Source organism: Pelomonas sp. V22 (assembly GCF_030014915.1).
Taxonomy (GTDB): domain Bacteria; phylum Pseudomonadota; class Gammaproteobacteria; order Burkholderiales; family Burkholderiaceae_C; genus JAUASW01.
In genome coordinates, this window is record NZ_JAGIXS010000008.1 from 267,690 (window position 1) to 289,001 (window position 21,312).

At 68.5% G+C, this 21,312-nt stretch carries 20 protein-coding genes; 13 read left to right on the forward strand and 7 right to left on the reverse strand.

Annotation, left to right across the window (positions count from 1 at the left end; genetic code table 11):
* The first annotated feature begins 83 nt into the window (after nucleotides 1-83).
* The 6 genes from J7U46_RS22150 to J7U46_RS22175 all read left to right on the forward strand — a co-directional run bounded on the left by J7U46_RS22150 (nucleotide 84) and on the right by J7U46_RS22175 (nucleotide 4,101).
* Nucleotides 84-440, forward strand: coding sequence for a YciI family protein (locus tag J7U46_RS22150; protein ID WP_282829410.1), 357 nt, complete (start codon nucleotides 84-86; stop codon nucleotides 438-440).
* Between the two features lie 86 nt (nucleotides 441-526).
* Nucleotides 527-910: a YciI family protein gene (locus tag J7U46_RS22155; RefSeq protein WP_282829411.1), complete on the forward strand. Its 384-nt coding sequence runs from the start codon at nucleotides 527-529 to the stop codon at nucleotides 908-910.
* Nucleotide 911: 1 nt separating this feature from the next.
* Complete coding sequence (locus J7U46_RS22160) at nucleotides 912-1,445, forward strand: SRPBCC family protein (RefSeq protein ID WP_282829413.1); 534 nt, start codon at nucleotides 912-914, stop codon at nucleotides 1,443-1,445.
* A 14-nt stretch (nucleotides 1,446-1,459) separates the two neighbouring features.
* Nucleotides 1,460-1,855, forward strand: a complete 396-nt coding sequence (locus J7U46_RS22165; RefSeq protein ID WP_282829414.1) for a VOC family protein — start codon at nucleotides 1,460-1,462, stop codon at nucleotides 1,853-1,855.
* Nucleotide 1,856: 1 nt separating this feature from the next.
* On the forward strand, nucleotides 1,857-3,137 hold the full coding sequence (locus J7U46_RS22170) for an RNA polymerase sigma factor (RefSeq protein ID WP_282829415.1): 1,281 nt from the start codon (nucleotides 1,857-1,859) through the stop codon (nucleotides 3,135-3,137).
* 79 nt (nucleotides 3,138-3,216) lie between these two features.
* Nucleotides 3,217-4,101, forward strand: coding sequence for a hypothetical protein (locus tag J7U46_RS22175; protein ID WP_282829416.1), 885 nt, complete (start codon nucleotides 3,217-3,219; stop codon nucleotides 4,099-4,101).
* Between the two features lie 31 nt (nucleotides 4,102-4,132).
* Here J7U46_RS22175 and J7U46_RS22180 read toward each other — a convergent pair whose 3' ends face one another.
* Together J7U46_RS22180 and J7U46_RS22185 are read right to left on the reverse strand one after the other, a co-directional pair.
* Nucleotides 4,133-5,524 carry an L-serine ammonia-lyase gene (locus J7U46_RS22180; protein WP_282829417.1) on the reverse strand — a complete coding sequence of 464 codons (1,392 nt, stop codon included), beginning with the start codon at nucleotides 5,522-5,524 and terminating at the stop codon, nucleotides 4,133-4,135.
* A gap of 15 nt (nucleotides 5,525-5,539) precedes the next feature.
* Nucleotides 5,540-8,302, reverse strand: coding sequence for a TonB-dependent receptor (locus J7U46_RS22185; RefSeq protein ID WP_282829418.1), 2,763 nt, complete (start codon nucleotides 8,300-8,302; stop codon nucleotides 5,540-5,542).
* A 119-nt stretch (nucleotides 8,303-8,421) separates the two neighbouring features.
* Here J7U46_RS22185 and J7U46_RS22190 point away from each other — a divergent pair, with 119 nt between their 5' ends.
* Nucleotides 8,422-9,411 (forward strand): LysR substrate-binding domain-containing protein, encoded by a 990-nt coding sequence (locus J7U46_RS22190; protein ID WP_282829419.1) that lies wholly within the window; start codon nucleotides 8,422-8,424, stop codon nucleotides 9,409-9,411.
* Here J7U46_RS22190 and J7U46_RS22195 read toward each other — a convergent pair.
* Nucleotides 9,371-10,273 carry a DUF6502 family protein gene (locus J7U46_RS22195; protein WP_282829420.1) on the reverse strand — a complete coding sequence of 301 codons (903 nt, stop codon included), beginning with the start codon at nucleotides 10,271-10,273 and terminating at the stop codon, nucleotides 9,371-9,373. The genes J7U46_RS22190 and J7U46_RS22195 overlap by 41 nt on opposite strands.
* Nucleotides 10,274-10,397: 124 nt before the next feature.
* Here J7U46_RS22195 and J7U46_RS22200 point away from each other — a divergent pair, with 124 nt between their 5' ends.
* The 3 genes from J7U46_RS22200 (at nucleotide 10,398) to J7U46_RS22210 (ending at nucleotide 13,445) form a co-directional block, all read left to right on the forward strand.
* Nucleotides 10,398-11,156 carry a phosphatase PAP2 family protein gene (locus J7U46_RS22200; protein WP_282829421.1) on the forward strand — a complete coding sequence of 253 codons (759 nt, stop codon included), beginning with the start codon at nucleotides 10,398-10,400 and terminating at the stop codon, nucleotides 11,154-11,156.
* Between the two features lie 34 nt (nucleotides 11,157-11,190).
* Entirely contained in the window at nucleotides 11,191-12,261 is a 1,071-nt protein-coding gene (locus J7U46_RS22205; protein ID WP_282829422.1) for a helix-turn-helix domain-containing protein, read from the forward strand.
* Nucleotides 12,262-12,359: 98 nt separating this feature from the next.
* Nucleotides 12,360-13,445, forward strand: coding sequence for a dienelactone hydrolase (locus J7U46_RS22210; RefSeq protein ID WP_282829423.1), 1,086 nt, complete (start codon nucleotides 12,360-12,362; stop codon nucleotides 13,443-13,445).
* Here J7U46_RS22210 and J7U46_RS22215 read toward each other — a convergent pair.
* The 4 genes from J7U46_RS22215 to J7U46_RS22230 are packed head-to-tail and all read right to left on the reverse strand — an operon-like array spanning nucleotide 13,405 to nucleotide 16,374.
* The gene (locus J7U46_RS22215; RefSeq protein ID WP_282829424.1) at nucleotides 13,405-15,168 is read right to left on the reverse strand and encodes a M14 family metallopeptidase; all 1,764 of its coding nucleotides are present in this window, start codon (nucleotides 15,166-15,168) and stop codon (nucleotides 13,405-13,407) included. The genes J7U46_RS22210 and J7U46_RS22215 overlap by 41 nt on opposite strands.
* A 41-nt stretch (nucleotides 15,169-15,209) precedes the next feature.
* On the reverse strand, nucleotides 15,210-15,569 hold the full coding sequence (locus tag J7U46_RS22220) for a translation initiation factor Sui1 (RefSeq protein WP_282829425.1): 360 nt from the start codon (nucleotides 15,567-15,569) through the stop codon (nucleotides 15,210-15,212).
* Nucleotides 15,566-15,790, reverse strand: a complete 225-nt coding sequence (locus J7U46_RS22225) for a hypothetical protein (RefSeq protein ID WP_282829426.1) — start codon at nucleotides 15,788-15,790, stop codon at nucleotides 15,566-15,568. The genes J7U46_RS22220 and J7U46_RS22225 overlap by 4 nt, the downstream gene beginning before the upstream one ends.
* Complete coding sequence (locus tag J7U46_RS22230) at nucleotides 15,787-16,374, reverse strand: DUF2242 domain-containing protein (protein WP_282829427.1); 588 nt, start codon at nucleotides 16,372-16,374, stop codon at nucleotides 15,787-15,789. The genes J7U46_RS22225 and J7U46_RS22230 overlap by 4 nt, the downstream gene beginning before the upstream one ends.
* A 103-nt stretch (nucleotides 16,375-16,477) precedes the next feature.
* Here J7U46_RS22230 and J7U46_RS22235 point away from each other — a divergent pair, with 103 nt between their 5' ends.
* The 3 genes from J7U46_RS22235 (at nucleotide 16,478) to J7U46_RS22245 (ending at nucleotide 21,303) form a co-directional block, all read left to right on the forward strand.
* Entirely contained in the window at nucleotides 16,478-17,542 is a 1,065-nt protein-coding gene (locus J7U46_RS22235; protein WP_282829428.1) for an extracellular solute-binding protein, read from the forward strand.
* Between the two features lie 156 nt (nucleotides 17,543-17,698).
* Nucleotides 17,699-19,483: an FAD-dependent oxidoreductase gene (locus J7U46_RS22240; RefSeq protein ID WP_282829429.1), complete on the forward strand. Its 1,785-nt coding sequence runs from the start codon at nucleotides 17,699-17,701 to the stop codon at nucleotides 19,481-19,483.
* A complete protein-coding gene (locus J7U46_RS22245) occupies nucleotides 19,480-21,303 on the forward strand; it encodes a 2-oxoacid:acceptor oxidoreductase subunit alpha (protein ID WP_282829430.1) in 1,824 nt (607 codons plus the stop codon). The genes J7U46_RS22240 and J7U46_RS22245 overlap by 4 nt, the downstream gene beginning before the upstream one ends.
* Nucleotides 21,304-21,312: the final 9 nt, after the last annotated feature.

Here is a 21,312-nt window from a genome sequence, read left to right on the forward strand (position 1 = left end):
CGGGCGCTGATCGCACCGGGTGATTTCTGGCATTTGTTGGCAGGCTGGCGCCACAATCGGCGCCCGAAGAGGAGGTGCCAACAATGTCTTACATGCTCTTGATCGTCGAACCGGTCGGCCAGCGCCACGAGCGCGGCCTGGAAGCCGGTCAGCAGGTCTACGAACGGATGCTGCGTTTCACCGAGATGCTGCAGCAGCGCGGCGTGCTGGTGGCCAGCAACTCGCTGGCTTCGACCAAGCGGGCGACGCGCCTGACCGTGCGCGAGGGCCGGCCGCAGCTGATCGACGGCCCCTTCGCCGAAGCCAAGGAAATGGTGGGCGGCTTCTTCCTGCTGGAGGGCGTCAGCCGCGAGCAGGCCCTGGCCTATGCCGAGCAATGCCCCGCGGCCGAGTGGGCGACGGTGGAGATCCGCCAGGTCGGGCCCTGCTTCGACGATTAAATTCCCGGTCTTTGTCGAAACCGGGCGGCCCGGCCCGTCGTGTTCCTGAGCGCCCGCTGCTTGGCGCGCCAACCAGGAGAGACAAGATGCGATTCATGATCATCGTCCGGGCCACGCCCGACAGCGAGGCCGGCCAGCTGCCGACGGCCGACGACCCCCTGATGGTCGAGATGCAGGCCTTCCACGAGGAACTGGCCAAGGCCGGCGTGCTGCTCGATGCCAACGGCCTCAAGCCCAGCAGCGCCGGCTGGCGCATCTGCCATGACGGCAAGGGCAAGAGCCGGGTCGTCGACGGCCCCTTCGCCGAGACCAAGGAGCTGATCGCCGGCTACACGCTCATCCAGGTGCGCTCCCGCGAGGAGGCGATGGAATGGTCGCGCCGATTCCCGGCGCCGTTCCGGGGTCTGGCCTGCGAGGTCGAGGTGCGCCAGCTCTATGAAATCCAAGACTTCGAAGCAGCAAGGAACTGACATGCTGAAACTCATCCTGATCCTCGTGGCCGTCGCCCTCGTCGGCTTCCTCGCCTTCGTGGCCACCCGCCCTGACAGCTTCCGCATCGAGCGCAGTGCCCGCATTGCCGCCACGCCCGAGCAGCTGCACGGGCTGATCAACGACTTTCGCCAGTTCAACCGCTGGAACCCCTGGCGCCTCAAAGACCCCGCCACCACCGACCTCTATGGCACGAGCACCGTCGGCGTCGGCGCGCGCTACGGCTGGGAGAGCAAGGAGTTGGGCGTGGGCAGCATGGAGATCGTCGAGTCCACGGCGGGCCAGCGGGTGCTCTTGAAGCTCGATTTCATCAAGCCTTTCGAGGCCCACAACCGGGCCGAGTTCACGCTGCAGGCCGAGGCCGATGGCGCCACCACGGTGCGCTGGTCCATGGAGGGGCCGGCCAACTTCATGTCCAAGCTGATGAACGTGGTCGTTGGCATGGAGAAGATGGTGGGCCCGGACTTCGAGGCCGGCCTCGCCAACCTCAAGAAGATCGCCGAACAGCGCGGCTGACAAAGGAGACTGCCATGCAGATCAAGATCGCCAGCGTCATGGTCGATGACCAGGACAAGGCCCTGCGCTTTTACACCGAGAAGCTGGGCTTCAAGAAGATGGCCGACATTCCCATGGGCCCGACCTACCGCTGGCTCACCGTGGTGGCGCCCGAGGGCATCGCGGGCATGGAGCTGGCGCTTGAGCCGATGGGCTTCGAGCCGGCGCGTGTCTTCCAGAAGGCCTTGTACGAGGCCAACATCCCGGCCACGGCCTTCCTCACCGCCGATGTCGAGACCGAAGCCCGACAGCTGCGCGAGCGCGGCGTCACGGTGCGGGGTGAGCCCGTGCACATGGGCCCGATCAAGGCCGTGATGTTCGAGGACGGCTGCGGCAACCTGATCCACCTGGTCCAGCCACTCCAGACCTGAGATGCGCACGCCCAGCGACATCGAGCGCGCCATCACGGCGGTCTGGCGCATGGAGTCGGCCAAGATCGTGGCCCACATCGCCCGCATCACCCGCGACGTGGGCGTGGCCGAGGAGCTGGCCCAGGACACCCTGCTCAGCGCCCTGCAGCGCTGGCCGCAGGACGGCCTGCCCGACAAGCCGGCCGCCTGGCTGATGACGGCGGCCAAGCACCGCGCGCTGGACCATGTGCGCGCCGAGGCCCTGCATGCGCGCAAGCATGAGGAACTGGGCGCCGACCTCGAGGCGCAGGAGGCGATGATCGTGCCGGACTTCGTCGATGGCCTCGATGCCGCAAGAGCCGACGACATCGGCGACGACCTCTTGCGCCTGATCTTCACCGCCTGCCACCCGGTGCTCTCCACCGAGGCCCGCGTGGCGCTGACGCTGCGCTTGCTCGGCGGCCTCACCACCGCCGAGATCGCGCGTGCCTACCTGGTGGCCGAACCCACCATCGCCCAGCGCATCGTGCGCGCCAAGAAGACCCTGTCTTCGGCCCGCGTGCCTTTCGAGCTGCCGCCACCCGAGGCGCGGCATGAGCGCCTCGCGTCGGTGCTGGAGGTGATCTACCTGGTCTTCAACGAGGGCTACACGGCCACGGCCGGTGCCGACTGGCTGCGCCCGGCGCTGTGCGACGAGGCGCTGCGCCTGTCGCGCGTGCTGATGGGCCTGATGCCCGAGGAGGTCGAGGTGCTGGGCCTGAACGCGCTGCTGGAGATCCAGGCCTCGCGCGCTCACGCCCGTACCGACCGCGAGGGTCGGCCGGTGCTTCTGATGGACCAGGACCGCAGCCGCTGGGACCTGCTCCTGGTGCGCCGCGGCCTCGCTGCACTGCAGCGCATTGCCGAGCTGGGCAAGGAGCTGGGGCCCTATGCGCTGCAAGCCGGCATCGCCGCATGCCATGCCCGGGCCGTGCGTGCCGAGGACACCGACTGGACCGAGATCGTGGCGCTCTATGACGCCCTGTGCCAGCTCCAGCCCTCGCCCGTGGTGGAGCTGAACCGCGCCGTGGCTGTGGGCATGGCCGAGGGGCCGGCCGCCGCGCTGGAACTGGTTGATGCGCTGGTGGACGAGGGCGGCCTCGCCCAGTACCCCTGGCTGTTCAGTGTGCGCGGCGACCTGCTGGCCAAGCTCGGCCGCATTGGTGAAGCCCGTACCGAGATCGCCCGTGCCGCGACGCTGACCCGCAACGAGCGCGAGCGCGAACTGCTGCTGGAGCGGGCCAGCAAGCTCAGCGCTGCGTGAACGCGAGAGACAAACTTTTGCATGAGAGGCAAGATCAAGGATGAGGGAGGGAGCGGTAGTGCGTGCAAGAAGCTTGATCATGCTCGGCGGCTTTGGGGCAATCTTGTGCGGCCTTGTCGCGGTCTGCATGTCAGGAGATCCGCCGCCCGAGCTTGAGGTGAGACCCGAGCGCTTGGTTGAGCGCCCTGTCGGGATGGGCGCAAGGCCTTCATGGGCGGCGTCGGGAGGCTCTACTCCGCTGCCCGGTTTGCCACCGAAGGTTGAGGTGCCCACCGCGAACTTCGCTGAGATGCGCCGGCTCTTCGAGAGCAGCCAGAACTACCGCGCTTTTGTCAGCCAGGCGCTTCTGAGGCCAGCCGATGGCGGCAGGTTCTATTCGTTGATGGCCATGGAGACTTGCATCCGGGTCCAGGCCCTTCAGAACGCCAGACGCAAGGAGTCAGCTGGCGATTCAGGGAAAGGGTTGGAGCAGAGCGTCTCAGCCTTGGATCGGCTGGAGCAGCGATGTGAAGGGTTGGCCGAGCAGTTTGGTGGCTCGCGCAATCTCTACAGCCGGATCCTTGTGAAAGTGCCAGCCGGCGCTGAGGACCCGCTGCTGCAGGCGCAGCGACGATTGCAGCAGGGCGAGGAGGATCCTTGGGCGGCGATCCAGCGTGCTCGGTCGCTGTCAGATCCGAATCTGTCCGCCATGACGCTGGGAACCAAGGCCGAACAGCTGATTGCGCATGCCGAGCGCTTCAAGGACAGCACCTTGGACGAAGATCTGGTCGCGCAAGCTGTGATGACGGCTGGATGCGAGATCCAGGGCAGCTGCATCAGTGGACTGGACAATCTCATCGAATGTGCAGACCGCATCTGCTCTTCGACAGACATGAGAGAGCGCGTCCTTTCCAGCATCGCGGATCCGGCGCAGCGGGATCAGTATCTGAAGCTGCGGCAATGGCTCTTGACGGTGATGAAGTAGGGCCACACGGCGCCGCGTTTTGCGTCCGGACTCAGCACTCGACGATGTTGACCGCGAGCCCGCCGCGCGCGGTCTCCTTGTACTTGTCCATCATGTCGGCGCCGGTCTCGCGCATGGTCTTGATGACCTGATCCAGGCTGACGAAATGCGTGCCGTCGCCGCGCAACGCCATGCGGGCCGCGTTGATGGCTTTCACCGAGGCGATGGCATTGCGTTCGATGCAGGGGATCTGCACCAGGCCGCCGACCGGATCACAGGTGAGCCCGAGGTGGTGCTCCATGCCGATCTCGGCCGCGTTCTCCACCTGCTCGGGCGTGCCGCCCATCACCTGGCACAGCGCGGCAGCGGCCATCGAGCAGGCCACGCCGACCTCGCCCTGGCAGCCCACTTCGGCGCCCGAGATCGAGGCGTTTTCCTTGTAGAGGATGCCGATGGCGGCGGCAGCGAGCAGGAAGTCGATCACGCCTTCTTCAGTCGCCCCCGGCACGAAACGCCAGTAGTAATGCAGAACCGCCGGCACGATGCCGGCCGCGCCATTGGTCGGTGCTGTGACGACACGGCCGCCGGCCGCGTTCTCCTCGTTCACCGCCAGTGCAAACAGGTTGACCCAGTCCATCACCTGCAGTGGGTCTTGCTGTGCCGTGGCCGTGCTGGCCGTCAGCTGGCGGTGCAGCTCGGCCGCGCGGCGTTTGACCTTGAAGCCTCCAGGCAGGATGCCCTCCGTCTTGCAGCCCCGCGTCACGCAGTCCTGCATCACCTGCCAGATCTTCATGAGCCCGGCGCGGGTTTCTTCTTCTGTGCGCCAGTGCCGCTCGTTGCGGCGCATCACTTCGGCCATTGAAATGCCGTGCGACTTCGTCAATGCCAGCAATTCATCGCCGGTCTTGAACGGATAGGGCAGCACGGCCGCATCAGGGGCGATCGCCTTCTGCTTCGTGCCATCGGCCGCCACCTCGTCGCTGATGACGAAGCCGCCGCCCACCGAGTAGTAGGTCTTCTCGGCGAGCTGCTGGTCTTCGGCATCGAAGGCGAGGAAGCGCAGGCCGTTGGCATGGAAGGGCAGGCTTTGGCGGCGGAAGAACTGCAGGTCCTGCACCTCGTTGAAGGCGATGTCCCGTTCTCCCAGCAGCGCGATAGCGCCGCGACCGCGTATCTCGGTGAGCATGGCCTCCACACGATCGACATCGACCTGGTCCGGCTCATGGCCGGCCAGCCCGAGCAGCACGGCCTTGTCGCTGCCATGGCCCTTGCCCGTGGCGCCCAGCGAGCCGTAGAGCTGGGCCACCACGCGGGTGGTCCGGCTCAAGAGGCCCGCCTGGTGCAGGCGCAGCGCGAACAGGCGCGCTGCACGCATCGGGCCCACGGTGTGTGAGCTCGACGGGCCGATGCCGATCTTGAAGAGGTCGAAGACCGAAACTGCCATGCCTGCCCTGCTCCCTCAGAAGTCGTAGGCCGCGGTCACCGACAGGTAGCGGCCGTAAACATTGGCCACGCTGCTGCTCACGCCGACTTCGGTGTTGTTCGGATCCAGCGGCGGGCGCTTGTCCTGCAGGTTGCGCACCGAGGCACTGAGCTTCACGCCCTTGAAGCCCTTGTAGCTGAGCGACATGTCGATGGTCTTCCAGGCCGCGATGCGGCAGAGGTTGCCGTAGCCGCCGGCGGTCAGCGTGGCATCGCAGCTGCCACCCGCGTCGAAGCTCTGGAAGGCGCTCTGGTAGTTGTAGGACAGCGAGCTGGACCAGCTGCCCACCGACCAGTTGGCGCCGAGCTGGGCCTTGTTGCGCGGCAGCTTGTAGTAGCCCACCGTGTCGACCAGCGGCGAGCTGGCTTGCGTCTGCTGTTTGCGCGACTGCATGTAGGTGCCCTTGAGGCTGAGGCGCAGCTTGCCCAGGTCGCCCAGGCCAAAGCGCTGGCCCAGCTCGTAGTCGAGGCCGGCGGTCTTGGACAGGGCCAGGTTCAGGTAGGGCCGGCGCACCTGGAACACGGTGCCGGGCGTGCCGGGCACGGTGCTGTCCAGCCGCACGACGGCGCCCGGGAACTCGCTCTCGCGGTTCAGGATTTCCTGGGCGCTCAGGCGGTCCACCTCGCCACGGCGCTCGATGTACCAGGCATCGACGATGACTTCCGTGCCCTTGGTGGGCTCGTAAAGCAGGCCGAGGGTCACGGAGTCGGACTTCTCGGGCTTCAAGTCCGGGTTGGACAGCGAGACCGTCGACAGGCTCAGCGAGCAGTTGGCATTGCTGGTGTTGACGATGGGGCACAGGATGGGATCGCGGTAGCCCGAGCTGAAGGCGAACACGGCCGACTTGGTGACCTGCGACAGCGAAGGCGCTCGGAAGCCATTGGCCCAGGAACCGCGCAGGGCCAGCGTCTTGGTCAGCGCGTACTTGGCGCCCAGCTTGGCGGTGACGGCATTGCCGAAGTCGGTGTAGTGCTCGGCGCGCAGCGCGACCTGCGTTTCCAGGCCCTTGATGAAGGGCAGCTGCAGTTCGGCGTAGGCTGCCGCGATGTTGCGCGAACCGGCGGCTTCGCCGATGCCTCGGCCGATGATGTCGCCGGCGGCGGTGCGCGGGTCGGCGCCCACCTCGAAGCTCTCATGGCGCAGTTCGCCACCGACGCCGAGCATGGCCATGCCACCGTCGAGCTTGACCAGCTCGCGCGAGCCACGCGCATCGAAGGACGTGGTGCGGGAATTGCCCCAGTCGTTGATGTCCGGCGACAGGAGGGCCAGCACCTCGGGGCTGTTGACGCCGCCGAAGCGGTAGCTGCCATCGGCCAGCACCTTGTTGAGGCCCGACAGGCTCAGGCGGCCAGTCAAGGTCTTGGTGTTCTTCTGGTCATGGTGCAGGAAGCCGCTGTCGATGTCCCAGGCGCCCAGCGTGGTGCTGGCGCTCAGCACCAGGCGCACGTTCTCGGCCTGGGTGTGATAGTCGTAGGGCAGGTCGGCAAAGCGGTAGCGCAGGCCCATCACCGTGGGCTTGGTGTAGCTGGTGGTGGTGCCGCTGGAATTGGGCAGCTTGACCGGGTTGGCCGTGGTGGCGAGGCGGGTCGGGTTGTCTGGGTGGTTGGCCGGCAGCGCCAGGCCCATGAACTGCACGGTATTGCCCTTGGCATCGCCCCAGGTGGAGAGCGATTCGGTGCGGCTGGTCGGCGAGTCCGTGTAGTCGTTGCGGGTGCGCGAGGCCATCAGCTCGGCATTGAGCGTCGTGTCCTTGCCCAGCAGGTAGGTGCCGCGCACAAAGCCCGAGCTGCGTTCCTGTGCGCCGGTGTACTGGGCGTACTGCGTCGAGTCCCACAGGCAGCGCGGCGTGGAGACGGTCGAGGAGTACGGCGCCTGCGTGGCGCAGCTGCTGGACAGCATGCCGCGGAAGCTGCCCGAGCTGCCGTTGTTGTAGGTGTAGAGATTGCCCGGGTAGGACGAGGTGGACGACGGCGTCAGGCGGCCGTAGAGCTGCTTCAGCAGGTCGCCCTGCACCAGGTTGGGGTTCTCGGTGATGCCCACGCCGTCGCGCTTGTAGAGCTCGGCGCCGACGAAGACGTTGTAGCCGTCGCGGTCGAGGTCACCAAAGCCAGCCACGCCGGTGACCGTGTGGTTCTTGAACAGGCCGTCGAAGCGCTGCTTGGCGTTCAGCTCGATCATCTGGCCGCGGTAGTCCTTGCGCAGGATCACGTTGACCACGCCGGCCAGCGCGTCCGAGCCGTACAGCGAGGAGGCGCCCGACTTGAGGATTTCGATGCGCTCGATCGCCGACATCGGGATCGAGTTGACATTGAAGATGGTCGACTGGCCGCTGTTCACGTCCACGACGGCGGCCGGCGCGATGCGGCGGCCATTGATCAGCACCAGGGTGGCGGCCGAGCCCATGCCGCGCATGGAGACCGAGGCGGTGCCGGCCGAGAAGCCGTTGCCGCTGCTCAGGTCATCGAGGCCGCCGGCGCCGGTGGACGGGTCCATGCGCAGCAGCTCGTCCAGCGTGGTGGCGCCGCTGCGTTCGATGTCCTCGCGCTTGATGACGCTGACCGGGGCCGGCGTCTCGGCATCGGTGCGCTTGATCATGGTGCCGGTGACCTCGACACGCTCCAGCTTGGGAGCGGCCGGCGTGGCCGGGGCGGGCGGCGTGGCGGGATTTTGGGTCTGGGCTTGGGCGCCCAATGCCATGCAGGCGAGCGCGATCAGGTGAAGGCGTGCGGCGGTCTTCATGCTTGCGGAACTCCAGGGTCGGTTGATGCGCGCAAAACGGCGCGCGAGGAACGAGGCAGACCGCACCGTAAGCATTTGCCATCCGGCGAGCGTGATCTATTTTTTGCTAAAGTTTCGCAATGGTTATCGAAGCCTCACACGAGCTCACCAACGAGCTCACCAACGGCCTGGCGCCCTCGCTGGCCGAGGACTTCGTGGTGCGGCGCGTGAGCCTGCGCCACCTGCGCGTGCTGCTGGCGCTCACCGATGGCGGCAGCATCAGTGCGGCGGCCGAGGCCTTGCACGTCACGCAGCCCGCGATCAGCCGCACCTTGGCCGAGCTGGAGCAGGGCCTGGGGCAAACCCTGTTTGCACGCCGCGGCCGTCGCATCCGCGCGACGGCGCTCGGGGATCGCATGATCCAGCTCGCGCGCCGGCTCGAGGCCGAGCTGCGCCGGGGCGGCGAGGACGTGGCTTCGCTGGTGCGCGGCACCAGCGGCGAGCTCTTGATTGGTTCCACCAATGCGGCGCTGACCGAGCTGATGCCCGAGGCCGTGATGGCCATGAAGGCCGAGTACCCGCGCCTCGAGATGAGCGTGCGCACCCATGCGCTGACCACCATGCTGGACGACCTGCGTCAGGGCCGGCTCGATCTGGTGATCGCACGCATCGACCCGCGCGAGGCGCCGGCCGACCTGGAAGCCCATCACCTGCTGGCCCAGGACGAGGTGCTGACCATCAGCGCCGTCCATCCGCTCGCCCGCCAGCCGGCACGGCTCAGCTGGGAGCAGCTGTGCGACGAGCCCTGGCTGTGGCCGCTGGCCGGCACGCGCATGCGCGTGCTGCAGGACCGGCGCTGGCAGGAGATGGGCCTGACCCTGCCCAGCAAGCTGATACAGACCGACGACCTGATGATGATGACCGGCCTGATGCGGCGCATGCCGCTGCTGGCCTTCCTGCCCGAGCATGTGGCGCGCAGCGCAGCCCGCGAAGGCCTGCTCAAGATCGTGCCGCTGCAGGCCGAGCTGCGCCTGACCGAGCTCTCGGCCTGGCATCTGCGCGAACCTCAGGGTGAGGTGGTCGAGCGCTTCAAACAGGTTCTGGCCGAGGTGGCTCGGCGCCTGGCCTGAGGTTGCGCTTGCGGCTGCGCGGCGCCTGCTCCTCGCTGGGCCAGGGCTCGGCAAAGCTCTGGATGCCGAAGCTGTAGCGCTGCTCGCCGCCGGCCTGGCGGCCGCGCGCCTCGGCCTCGCTGACGGCGAGGTTGAGCCGGTCGCCAAAGCTGCGGCCCCAGCGCCTGACCTTGGCATGCAGGGCCTTCACGTCCTCGTCCAGCAGGCCCTCGGCGCGCACCGAGAACAGGAAATGCGCTGGCGCCTCGGCCTTTGGGCCACGCATCAGGTTCTGCCAGGCGGCTTCCAGCCGGTCGGCCGCAAGGCGGGCGCTGCGGCCTTGCTGCTGCAGCGATTCGCCGGCCACGTATTCCGGCTGGGCCCAGCAGACGCGGCCCTGCTCATCGAGCGTCACGGCGCCCTGGCCTATCCAGGCCTCCAGCAGCGCGCGCGGCTGGTGGCCCTTGCTGACCTCCTCGATCAGGTCCTCGAAGCCGGGCTTGCCGTCATCCGCATGGGCGGCGAGGCGGCGCGACAGCGGGCGCGGCGCGCCGCGCCGGTCCAGGAAGCGCTTGTCGCCGCTCCACAGCGACATCACGGCAGACAAGAGGCTGCGCTTGCGCCGCTCGGTGGGCGCCAGCGGCCCGTCGGCGCCTATGCGCTTGACGTCCTTGCGGTGCACGCCGGTCATGGCGCTGAGCGCCGCGTCGCTCGCCTTGCGGCCCTCGAGGCGCAGCTTCTCGGCGGCCTGCTCCACGTAGACGCGCTTCGCCAGCTCGACCAGCTCGTTGATGCCCACGCCCCAGTGGATCATCAGCCGTATCAAGGGCCGCATCAGCGTGGCGGCAATCTGCAAGGCCTGGTCGCGGGTGTTCATTTCCATGGCTGCTAGCCTAGCGCAGGCGGGCGGCGGCGGAATCGGTGCTTCTGCTATTTGCGAAAAAATCGCATAATCTTTGGAGCCGTCATCACGGCCAAGCCTGTCATCACTCCCAAGGATCCCGACCATGCGCCGCCCTGCCCTTCGTCTGCTTGCCCTGAGCCTCTGCCTGACCCTCGGCCTGAGCGCGGGTGCCGCCCTGGCCGCCTCGCCCGAATGGGAATCGCCGGTGATCAGCCACAAGACCGACAAGCCCTTCTTCGACGCGAGCAAGCTGCACGCCGTGGTGCTGGGCCCGGCGCCGGTCGAGGGCTCGCGCCAGGACAAGGACGACGTGGCCGCCGTGCTGGCCCGCCAGCAGGTCGACGCGGCGCGCCGCGAGCAGGCCGAGCTCGATGCCAAGTGGCTGTACGACCGCTTCGCCGAGGCCTTTGGCCGGCCGATCACGCGCGAGAAGGCGCCGCTGCTGGTGGCCTTGCTGAACCGCGCGGAGAAGCAGGTCAGCGGCCCGGCCTTCGCCGCCAAGCCGCTCTATGCGCGGCTGCGCCCGCACCAGCGCCTCGCCTTGCAGAACGTCTGCGGCCGTTCCAGCGGCTCGCAGCCCGACCCGGATTCGCAGCAGCGCACCTCCTACCCCTCGGGCCACAGCGCCTATGGCTGGACGGCCGCCCTGGTGCTGGCCCGCGTTGCGCCCGAGCGCGCGCCGGCCCTCTTGCAGCGCGCCGCCGAGTACGGCGAGAGCCGGGTGATCTGCGGCATGCATTTCCCGAGCGACATCGAGGCCGGCCGCACGCTGGCTACCGCTGTGGTCGCCCAGCTCGACGGTTTGCCCGAGTTCCAGTCCGCGCTCGAAGCCGTGAAGACGGAGCTGGCCGCCAGCCGCTGAAAACCCCGTTCCGGCGGTGCTACGCTGCGCCGCCATGCTCGAACCCCTCACCGCCGCCCTGCTGATCGATGCCGCGCTGCGCGGCGCCGTCGTCGCGCTGATGCTGATCACGGCCGCGCTGATGCTGCGCGACCGGCCCGGCCTCACCGCCGTGCGCCTGGGCCTCGCGCTGGTGGCGGGCCTTGCGGTCCAGGTGTTCGCCTCGGCGCCGCTGATCGAGTCGGGTGTGCCCCGGCTCTGGCAGGCGCCCCTCGTGGGCATCTCGGTGGCCAACGGCCTCCTGTTCTGGCTGTTCACCGCCGCGCTGTTCGACGAGGAGTTCCGCCCGCGCCCCTGGCAGGCCGGCGTCTGGGTGGTCGTGGTGGCGCTCGGCACCTACAACTGCGCCAGTGCCACAGCCGAGGGCGCGCCCGCCATGCTGGTGCAACGCTGGCTGCCCGTGCTGTTCTCGCTGCTCGCGATCACGGCCGCGCTGCGGCCGCGCCGGGCCGATCTGGTCGAACGCCGCCGCCGGCTGGCGCTTTACCTGGCCGTGGCCGGATCGGTCTATACCGTCGTGATGGTGGCCCTGCGCCTGTCCTCGCCCCATGGCCGGCTGAGCGAGCCGGCCGCCACGCTGGACATGGGCCTGCTGCTGTTGCTGGTCGCCGGCCTGGCCTGGAAGCTCCTGACCGTTTGCGACACCGAGCTGCTGAGCGCGCCCGCGCCGCTGCCCCTGCCCGAACCGGCGCCGGCGGTGGACCCCGAGGAGCAAGCCCAGGCCGAGGCGGTGCTGGCGCGCGTCCGGACCGAGGCCCTGTACCGCCAGGACGATCTCAGCATCGGCAGCCTGGCCGACCAGCTCGGCCTGCCCGAGTACCGGCTGCGCCGCCTCGTGAACCAGCAGCTGGGCCATCGCAACTTCAATGCCTTCATCAATGGCTTCCGGCTGGCGGCCGCCCGCGCGGCGCTGGCCGATCCGGCGCGGCGCGAGGAAGCCGTGCTGGCCATCGCCCTCGATGCCGGCTTTGCCTCGATCGGCCCTTTCAACCGCGCCTTCAAGGCCGAAACCGGGCTGACGCCCAGCGAATTCCGCCGCCAGGCCCTGGCCGATTCCTCGATTTGAGGCGCCGAATCCTGCTCGGCCAGGAATCGGCGAGACGGCAAGACCCGACCCCGCGAGAGTGGGCCACCGCCGGCAGGGTGCCGGTGATGGAGGCTTGAATGACGCGAATGAAATGGAAGGGTGCTCTGGCTGCCCTGATGGCCGGCTGGATGGTCTGCGCAGGGGCTTGGGCCGGTGTCGGTCAGACCGAGCTGTGGGCCGGCGACGAGAACCCGGTGACGCTGTTCTATCCGACCGATGCCGCCGGACGACCCGAGCGCCGCCTGTTCGGCAGCTTCGAGATTGCGGTCGATGCGCCGCCGCGTGCCGGCAATGGCCGCCTGGTTGTGATCTCGCACGGCTCGGGCGGTTCGCCCTGGGTGCACTTCACGCTGGCCCGGTCCCTGGTCGAGGCCGGCTATGTGGTGGCCTCGCCCCGCCACCATGCGGACAACTACCGCAACGACAGCAAGCCCGGCCCCGAGAGCTGGACGCGCCGGCCGGCCGAGGTTTCAGATGCCATCGACGCGGTGGCGGCCGATGCGCGCTTTGCGCCGCTGCTGGACCTGCGCCAGGTCGGCGCCTACGGCATGTCGGCCGGCGGGCACACGGCCCTCTCGCTGGCCGGCGGGCGCTGGTCACCGGCGCTGTTCTACCGGCATTGCGAGGCGAACCTGGCCGAGGATTTCAATGCCTGCGTGGGCCTCGCCACGCGGCTGACCGGCGGCTGGGCCGACGGCCTGAAGAAGTGGGTCGCGACCCGGGTCTTGCACGCCTACTTCGCCGGTGACCAGCAGCTGCGCGAGCACCATGACCCGCGCATCACGGCGGTGGTGGCGGCCGTGCCGGCAGCAGCCGACTTCGATCCGGCCTCGCTCGCGCAGCCCAGCGCTGCCCTCGCCTTGCTGACGGCCCGAGAGGACACCTGGCTGCATCCCCGCTTCCACGCGGACCGCATCCTTGCGGCCTGTCTGCCACGCTGCGAGCTGCTGGCGGAGCTGAAGACCGGCGGCCATGGCGCCTATTTGTCACCGCTGCCGCCGGGGCTCACCGGCCTGGTTGGCCAGCTGATCAACGACCCGCCGGGCTTCGACCGCGCGACCGAAGTGCCGGCAGTGGAGGCCAGGATCGTCGACTTCTTCGACCGCAAGCTCAGGGCTGGATTCAGGGCTGACGGTCCGTCCGCAGCACGGGGTAAAGATTGAAGCGGTCGTCCCAGCTGCTGTGCCGGCGGGCGAAGAAGTCCAGGCGCTGGGCCGGGCTCTTGGCGAAGGCCGCGTCCTCGGCCACGCGCTTCTCGAACGCGGCCTTCAGCGCCGGGTCGGCGGCCAGCTGCTCGCGGGCCACTTCCTCGGCCACATAGCCCTCCATGTACTCCTTGCGCTCGAAGTGGTTGTTGAAGAAACCCCAGGCCGCGAACGAATCGGGCGCCAGCGGCTCCAGCAGCGACATCACGAGGCGCGCACCGGGCTGGGCGATGGGCACGAACAGCGAGCCGGCCGGCACGTCGCGCGCTTCTGCGGCCCACTGGCCCTGCAGGTCCAGGCGCTGGTGGCTCTCCACCGACTGTGCGCCGCGCTTGGCCATGGTGGCGCGGAAGGTCTGCACCTCGGCCTTGCCCTGCGGCGCCTTCAGCACGCGGTAGCTGAGGCCGTGCAGCTTGAGCTTGTCGGCCATCCAGGCCGCATGCTCGGCCGGGATCAGGTAGCCGGCCTTGGGCGCGGTGATCTGCAGGTCGGGCAGGATCTCGTCGCGCAGCGGCAGCTTCCACAGCTCGGGCTTGCTCTCGTCGTAGCGCGTCATCAAGGCGCCGGAGATCTCGCTCGGCGTGCGCGTGTAGGCATAGCCCCGGAACTCGATCTCGCGGACCTTGGGGCTGGCCTTCCAGCTCAGGGCCACGCTCTGGCCGGCCAGCTGGGCGGCGCGGCCGTCGGCCTCCTTCGCCACCTTTTGCCAGGCCTTGCCATTGGCGGCCATTCGCTCCAGCACCGAGACCACGATGTTGCGGGTCACGCGCACGCGGTGCGGGTAGTCCTTCCAGGAATGCGTTTCCACCAGCATCGAGAGCCGGTTGCGCAGCAGCGGGTAGCCGGTGGAGAAGCGCGGCGGCGAGACGCCATCGGTGAAGCCCGAAAGCGGGTTGTCGTCCTCATTGAACGAAGGGTAGAAGACCACCGGCAGCGAGCCCTGCTTCGCAATGTCGGCCGCCACGCCGTCGCGCCAGGCGCGGCCCACGTCGCGCAAGGCCTCGTCCCCGGCATGCACCGGCTCGACCTGCACGGCCACGTCATGCTCGAACTTGGCACCGTCGGTCACGTGCAGGTCCACCAGCAGCAGCGGGTCCCACAGGTCGATCAGGCGCAACATGGCCTGCATCTCGGGCGCGTCGGCCTTGGCGTAGTCGCGGTTGAGGTTGTAGTTCTGCGCCGTGGTGCGCCAGCCCATCTGCTCGGGGCCGCGCTGGTTGGGGCGGTTCCAGGCGGCAAAGCGCTCGTGGCCGTCCACGTTGAACACCGGCACGAAGACCAGCACCTGCTTCTTCAGGGCGCCGGGCGCGGCCTGGCCGTCGAGCACCTGGCGCAGCGCCTGGAAGCCGGCGTCCTTGCCGTCGATCTCGCCGGCATGGATGCCGCCCTGGATCAGGGCCACCGGCAGTCCCTTCTTGCGCGCGTCGGCGGGGCTCAGGGCACCGCTGTCCGAGGCCACCAGGGCCAGCATCGGCCGGCCCTGCGGCGTGCGGCCGAACTCCCAGCAGCGCACGCGGCCCGGATAGGCTTTGGCGAAATCGCGGCACAGGGTCTCGACCTCCTCGTAGCGACCGGTCTTCAGGAAACCGCTGCGCTCGGAGACGGTGGTCAGCGTGGGCGGTGCGGCGAGAGCGCTGGTGGCGAGGAGGGCGGCGGCGAGCAGCGGGGTGAGCTTGAACATGGGCTTGTCAATCCAGGCGACGAAGAGGTCGCCGGACTGTACTAGCCGCCCGCCCGCTTGGCCGGATGTCCGGCCTTGATGAGCAGCTCGGTCACGCGATCGGCATGGTCGCCCTGGATCTCGATCACGCCGTCCTTGACCGTGCCGCCGGTGCCGCAGGCGGCGCGCAGCTTCTTCCCGAGGGCCTGCAGATCGTCGTCCGACAGGGCCATGCCCTTGACGAGCGTGACGGTCTTGCCGCCCCGGCCCTTGCTCTCGCGCCAGACGCGGGCGATGCCATCTCCGGCCGGCTTGGCAGCCTTCTTAAGCGCGGCGCAACGGCAGTCCGCGAGCGCCTGGCGGCAGTCGGGGCAGGTGCGGCCCGTCTCCGTGGAGTAGACCAGGCGGCTGCCGCCGCTCATCGCTGCGCCCCCGACGCGGCCGAGGGCAATTGCAGCTGGCGGCGCTGCTTCTCGTAGTCGCGGTAGTCCTGGCTGTTGCGGCGCCGGCATTCCGTGCGGGCGCTGGCATCCTGCATCTGCTCGCAGTCGCGCAGGGCCGTCTGCTGGCCCATGTCGTACAGCACCTCGCAGCCCGCCAGCAGGGCTGCGGCGGCCAGTGCCAGCGGCAGGGTCGCCTTCATTTGTCGCCCTCGCGCCTGTCGTTGGCCTGCTCCTTCAGCATGCGGTTCATCAGTGCGAAGAAGCGGTCATAGAACTCGCCGGCCGGGATGGTCTCGCTGGCCACCTTGACCAGGGAATCCTGCGACGAGGACAGCGGCACCGAGATCGAGCCGATGGCGCTGATGCCTATGCTGCTGGCGTTCGTGCTCTTCTTGATTGCGTAGCGGTCTTGCTGGGCCGAGACGTAGGCGGTGGCGATCTGGCTGTTCTTGCCATCGGCCACGCAGACGATGTTGAAGCTCAGCTCTACGTGCACCTCGCCCTCGGGCTGGAAGCGCTTGCTGCCATTGATGCCGCCCTCGCGGGCGCTGGTGATGATGTAGCCCTGGCTCAACAGCGCGCGGCGCGCCGCCTCGCAGGTCTCGGCCACGCTGCCGTCGAACAGGCGCGAGAAGGTCTCGTCGCTCTGGAACTTCTCGTTCAGGTAGACCGAGGTCTTGGGCGTGGCCTGCAGCGCCGGCGAGCCGCAGGCACTCAGCAGGACGGCAGCCGCCAGACTGGCGGCGAGCGGGCGTAGCAAGGGGTTGCGGAGGGTCGGCAGCATCGGGGTGATTATCCCAGGGCGAGGGGCGGTGTTTGGCCGGGTCCGCACCGTACCACCCTTTGTGGGCCGATGCTAAGCTGGCCCGGCAGTCCCCGAGCCCGCCATGAACCTGTCCCGCCGCCACCACCTGAGCGCCCTGCTGGGCCTGTTGGCGGCCCGGCCAGGGCTGGCGGCCGGCACCGCGCTCGGCGAGCTCGAGAAGGCGGCGCGCGCCGAGGGCCGTGTGGTCAGCGGCGGCATGCCGGACTTCTGGGCCAACTGGCGTGCCACCTGGTCCGACCTGCAACACCGCTATGGCCTGGCCCATCAGGATTTCAACGGCAGCAGCGGCGAGATGCTCACGCGGCTGCAGGCCGAGGGCCGCGAAGCCACGCTGGACATCGTCGACCTGGGCTTCGAGTTCGCCGGCCTGGCCAAGGCCTCCGGCCTCACACGGGCGCACAAACCCGCCCCCTGGGAGCAGCTTCCCGACTGGGCTCGCGACCCCGAAGGCCATTGGGCCCTGGCCTATACCGGCACCATTGCGTTCGCGGTCAACACCCGGCTGGCGGCCCGCGCACCGCGCAGCTGGAAGGACTTGTTCGAGGACAAGTCGCTGCGCGTGATGACGGGCGAGGTCGGCCCCACGGCGCAGGCCAACGCCGTGGTGCTGGCGGCGGCGGTGGCGCTGGGTGGCAGCGAAACCCGGCTCGACCCGGCCCTGGCTCGCTTCGCCGAACTGGCCGCGCGTGGCCGCCTGGTCAACATGAATCCGGGCGTGGCCCGCATGAAGGCCAACGTGGCCGATGTCTACCTGATGTGGGACTTCAATGCCCTGTCATTCCGCCACCGGCTGGCCAATGCGGCCGACTTCGAGGTGCTGATACCGGCCGACGGCTCGGTGCTGAGCGGCTATGCGCCGGTGCTGAACCGCTACGCTCCCCATCCCCATGCGGCACAACTGACGCGCGAATACATCTTCAGCGACGCCGGCCAGCTGAACCTGGCGCGCGGCAATGCCCGGCCCATCCGTATCGACCAGCTGGACCTGCCGGCCGCCGTGCGCGGGCGCCTGGTCGACAGCGCCCAGTACCGCAATGCGCGCGCGCTGCAGCCGGCGGTCTGGGCGCGCGAAGCGAAGAAGCTGGACCAGGTCTGGCAGAAGGACGTGCTGCGCAAGCCGGGCTGAACAAGGGCCGTGCGCCCCGCTGGTGCGCCCGGGTTTGCCCGCGCAGCCCAGCCTGGTGCGGCGGGCGTAGACTGGCCCGACACAGTGGTGCACCGGTGCCCTTGATGGCACCGCGAATGTGCAGGTCGCTGTGATCCGCACAGGAGGGCTTCCACGGTGCAGCGCAGCGATATTGCCGACCCGGCCTATTTCCACAAGGTCGTCGACTGTCAGTGGGCCTGTCCGGCCCATACCCCCGTCCCCGAGTACATCCGCCTGATCGCCCAGGGCCGCCACGACGAGGCCTACATGGTGAACTGGGTGTCCAACGTCTTCCCCGGCGTGCTGGGTCGCACCTGCGACCGGCCCTGCGAGCCGGCCTGCCGGCGCGGGCGGGTCGAGGAAAAAAATGCGGCCAAGCCGGAGGCTGTGGCGATCTGCCGCTTGAAGCGGGTCTGCGCTGACAACAAGACCGAGGAGGTGCGCGCGCTCTTCCCCATGCCTTTGCCGCGCAACGGCAAGAAGGTCGCCTGCATAGGCGCGGGCCCGGCCTCGCTGACCGTGGCGCGCGACCTGGCCACGCAAGGCTATGCGGTCACCGTCTTCGACGGCGAGGCCAAGGCTGGCGGCTTCATCCGCACGCAGATCCCGCGCTTTCGCCTGCCTGAATCGGTGATCGACGAGGAATGCGGCCACATCCTCAACCTCGGCGTCGAGCTGCGGGCCGGTGAGCGCATCGCCTCGATGAAGGCGCTGCTGGGCGAGGGCTATGACGCGGTCTTCGTCGGCTGCGGCGCGCCGCGGGGGCGCGACCTGCAGCTGCCCGGTCGCCAGGAAGCCGGCGCCACCATCCGCATCGGCATCGACTGGCTGGCCTCGGTCTCCTTCGGCCACGTCACCAGCGTCTTGCCCCGCGTCATTGTGCTCGGGGGCGGCAACACGGCGATGGACTGCTGCCGTTCCGCCCGCCGCCTGGGCGCGAAGAGCGTGACTGTGGCCGTGCGCAGCGGCTACGCGCAGATGAAGGCCTCGCCCTGGGAGAAGGAAGACGCCGAGCACGAGGGCATTCCCATCCTCGACTTCCATGTGCCCCTGGCCTTCGAGCATGAGAACGGCAAGCTCACCGGCATGCGCTTCAAGAAGGCCCAGACCGGCGAGGAGCTGAGGATTCCTTGTGACGAGGTCCTGATCGCCGTGGGCCAGGAAAATTCCTTCCCCTGGATAGAACGCGATGCCGGCATCGCATTCGACGAGCAGGGTCTGCCGCAGCTCGATGCGCTGACGTTCCAGTCCAGCCTGCCCCAGGTCTTCTTCGGCGGCGACGCGGCCTTCGGGCCCAAGAACATCATCACGGCCGTGGCCCATGGGCATGAGGCGGCCGTGTCCATTGACCGCTATCTGCACGCCGAGGCGGTGAGCAAGCGGCCGCCTCCGCATGTGAACCTGCTGTCGCAGAAGATGGGCATTCATGAATGGAGTTATGACAACGCCATTGCCAACGACGCACGCTACAAGGTGCCCTGGACGGCGGCCGAGAAGGCCCTGGCCAGCATCAAGGTCGAGGTCGAGCTGGGCTTCGACGCGGCCACCGCCTTCAAGGAGGCGCAGCGCTGCCTGAACTGCGATGTGCAGACGGTGTTCACCGACAGGCAGTGCATCGAATGCGATGCCTGCGTGGACATCTGCCCGATGGACTGCATCAGCTTCACCGCCAACGGCGAGGAGGCCGAGCTGCGCCAGCAGCTCCATGCGCCGGCCCTGAACCTGACCCAGGATCTCTATGTCTCCGGCGAGCTCAAGACCGGCCGCGTGATGGTCAAGGACGAAGACGTCTGCCTGCACTGCGGCCTCTGCGCCGAGCGCTGCCCCACCGGTGCCTGGGACATGCAGAAGTTCCTCTTGCAGACCACCAAAGCGGGGCCGGCCTGCCGGGACCATGAGACGCGGAGGGCTGCCGCATGAGCCGGATAGAAGCGGTCAACGACTTCGTCGTGAAGTTCGCCAACGTGAACGGCTCGGGCTCGGCCTCCGCCAACGAGCTGTTCGCCAAGGCCATCCTGCGCATGGGCGTGCCGGTCAGCCCGCGCAACATCTTCCCGAGCAACATCCAGGGCCTGCCCACCTGGTACGAGGTGCGGGTCTGCGAGGCCGGCTGGCTGGGCCGGCGCGGCGGTGTCGACATGATGGTGGCGATGAACCCACAGACCTGGGCCCAGGACCTGCAGGAGATCAGCCCCGGCGGCTACTTGTTCTACGACTCCACCCGGCCACTGCCGCCCGAGGCCTTCCGCGCCGACGTGCATGTGATCGCCATGCCGGTGACGGCCATCTGCAACGCCACCTACGAGGACTCGCGCCAGCGCCAGCTGTTCAAGAACATCATGGTGCTGGGCGCGCTGTCGCAGCTGATGGGCATTGATCCCAAGGAGATTGAGACCCTGTTCGCCGAGCAGTACAAGGGCAAGGAACGCCTGCTCGATTCCAACGTGCGTGCCCTGCATGCCGGCCGCGAGTTCGCGCGCGACCACCTCGGCGATGCGCTCGGCCTGCAGGTGCGGCGCGCCGACCGCGTGGGCCAGCGAATCTTTGTCGATGGCAATGCGGCTGCGGCCCTGGGCTGCGTCTATGGAGGTGCCACCGTCTGCGCCTGGTACCCGATCACGCCCTCGAGTTCGGTGGCCGAGGCCTTCGAGAAGTACTGCGGCAAGTTCCGCGTCGACGCGGCGACGGGTGAGAAGCGCTACGCCATCATCCAGGCCGAGGACGAGATCGCCTCCATCGGCATGATCACCGGCGCCGGCTGGAACGGCGCGCGCGCCTTCACGGCGACCAGCGGCCCCGGCGTCTCGCTGATGAGCGAGTTCCTGGGCCTCGCCTACTTCGCCGAGATCCCTCTGACCATCATCGACGTGCAGCGCGGCGGGCCCTCCACCGGCATGCCCACGCGCACGCAGCAGGCCGACCTGATCGCTGCCGCCTATGCCTCGCATGGCGACACCAAGCATGTGCTCTTGCTGCCCGAAGACCCGCGCGAATGCTTCGAGATGGCCGCCGCCGCGCTGGACCTCGCAGACCGGCTGCAGACGCCGGTCTTCCTGATGACCGACCTCGACATCGGCATGAACCAGCGCCTGTGCGAGCCGCTGGCCTGGAGCGACGAGCGCCGCTACGACCGCGGCAAGGTGATGACGGCCGCGCAGCTTGAGGCCGGCAAGGAGTTCGCCCGCTACAAGGATGTGGACGGCGACGGCATCCCCTGGCGCACCCTGCCCGGCACGCACCCGAGCAAGGGCGCCTACTTCACGCGCGGCACCACGCGCGATCCGCAGGCCCGCTACTCGGAGAAGGGCGAGGACTATGTCTACAACGTCGAGCGCCTGTTGAAGAAATTCGCCACGGCCGCCACCCTGGTGCCGCCGCCGCTGCTGAAGCCGGCGGCCCGCAAGACGCGGCTCGGGGTGATCTATTTCGGCTCGACCAGCCCGGCCATGGACGAGGCCTTGCAGGCGCTCGGCGAGGCCGACATCCATGTCGATGCGCTGCGGCTGCGTGCCTTCCCGTTCCCCGCTGCGGTGCTCGAGTTCATCGCGGCGCATGAGCAGGTCTTCGTCGTCGAGCAGAACCGCGATGCGCAGATGCGCAGCCTGCTGGTCAACGAGCTGGAGGTGGCGCCGGCCAAGCTCACCAAGATCCTGCATTTCGACGGCACGCCCATCACCGCCCGCTTCATCACCGAGGCGATCACGCGCCATGTGCATGCGCTGGCCACGACACCCAGGTAGGAAAGCACA

Excerpts from the sequence above, each read along its gene's own strand:
- J7U46_RS22200 (WP_282829421.1), top strand. The coding sequence starts at position 10,398 with ATGCGCCGCCCTGCCCTTCGTCTGCTTGCCCTGAGCCTCTGCCTGACC.
- J7U46_RS22155 (WP_282829411.1), top strand. The coding sequence starts at position 527 with ATGCGATTCATGATCATCGTCCGGGCCACGCCCGACAGCGAGGCCGGC.
- J7U46_RS22190 (WP_282829419.1), top strand. The coding sequence starts at position 8,422 with ATGGTTATCGAAGCCTCACACGAGCTCACCAACGAGCTCACCAACGGC.
- J7U46_RS22180 (WP_282829417.1), bottom strand. The coding sequence starts at position 5,524 with ATGGCAGTTTCGGTCTTCGACCTCTTCAAGATCGGCATCGGCCCGTCG.
- J7U46_RS22160 (WP_282829413.1), top strand. The coding sequence starts at position 912 with ATGCTGAAACTCATCCTGATCCTCGTGGCCGTCGCCCTCGTCGGCTTC.
- J7U46_RS22245 (WP_282829430.1), top strand. The coding sequence starts at position 19,480 with ATGAGCCGGATAGAAGCGGTCAACGACTTCGTCGTGAAGTTCGCCAAC.
- J7U46_RS22165 (WP_282829414.1), top strand. The coding sequence starts at position 1,460 with ATGCAGATCAAGATCGCCAGCGTCATGGTCGATGACCAGGACAAGGCC.
- J7U46_RS22230 (WP_282829427.1), bottom strand. The coding sequence starts at position 16,374 with ATGCTGCCGACCCTCCGCAACCCCTTGCTACGCCCGCTCGCCGCCAGT.
- J7U46_RS22195 (WP_282829420.1), bottom strand. The coding sequence starts at position 10,273 with ATGGAAATGAACACCCGCGACCAGGCCTTGCAGATTGCCGCCACGCTG.
- J7U46_RS22210 (WP_282829423.1), top strand. The coding sequence starts at position 12,360 with ATGACGCGAATGAAATGGAAGGGTGCTCTGGCTGCCCTGATGGCCGGC.
- J7U46_RS22205 (WP_282829422.1), top strand. The coding sequence starts at position 11,191 with ATGCTCGAACCCCTCACCGCCGCCCTGCTGATCGATGCCGCGCTGCGC.
- J7U46_RS22215 (WP_282829424.1), bottom strand. The coding sequence starts at position 15,168 with ATGTTCAAGCTCACCCCGCTGCTCGCCGCCGCCCTCCTCGCCACCAGC.
- J7U46_RS22185 (WP_282829418.1), bottom strand. The coding sequence starts at position 8,302 with ATGAAGACCGCCGCACGCCTTCACCTGATCGCGCTCGCCTGCATGGCA.
- J7U46_RS22235 (WP_282829428.1), top strand. The coding sequence starts at position 16,478 with ATGAACCTGTCCCGCCGCCACCACCTGAGCGCCCTGCTGGGCCTGTTG.
- J7U46_RS22220 (WP_282829425.1), bottom strand. The coding sequence starts at position 15,569 with ATGAGCGGCGGCAGCCGCCTGGTCTACTCCACGGAGACGGGCCGCACC.
- J7U46_RS22225 (WP_282829426.1), bottom strand. The coding sequence starts at position 15,790 with ATGAAGGCGACCCTGCCGCTGGCACTGGCCGCCGCAGCCCTGCTGGCG.
- J7U46_RS22170 (WP_282829415.1), top strand. The coding sequence starts at position 1,857 with ATGCGCACGCCCAGCGACATCGAGCGCGCCATCACGGCGGTCTGGCGC.
- J7U46_RS22150 (WP_282829410.1), top strand. The coding sequence starts at position 84 with ATGTCTTACATGCTCTTGATCGTCGAACCGGTCGGCCAGCGCCACGAG.
- J7U46_RS22175 (WP_282829416.1), top strand. The coding sequence starts at position 3,217 with ATGCTCGGCGGCTTTGGGGCAATCTTGTGCGGCCTTGTCGCGGTCTGC.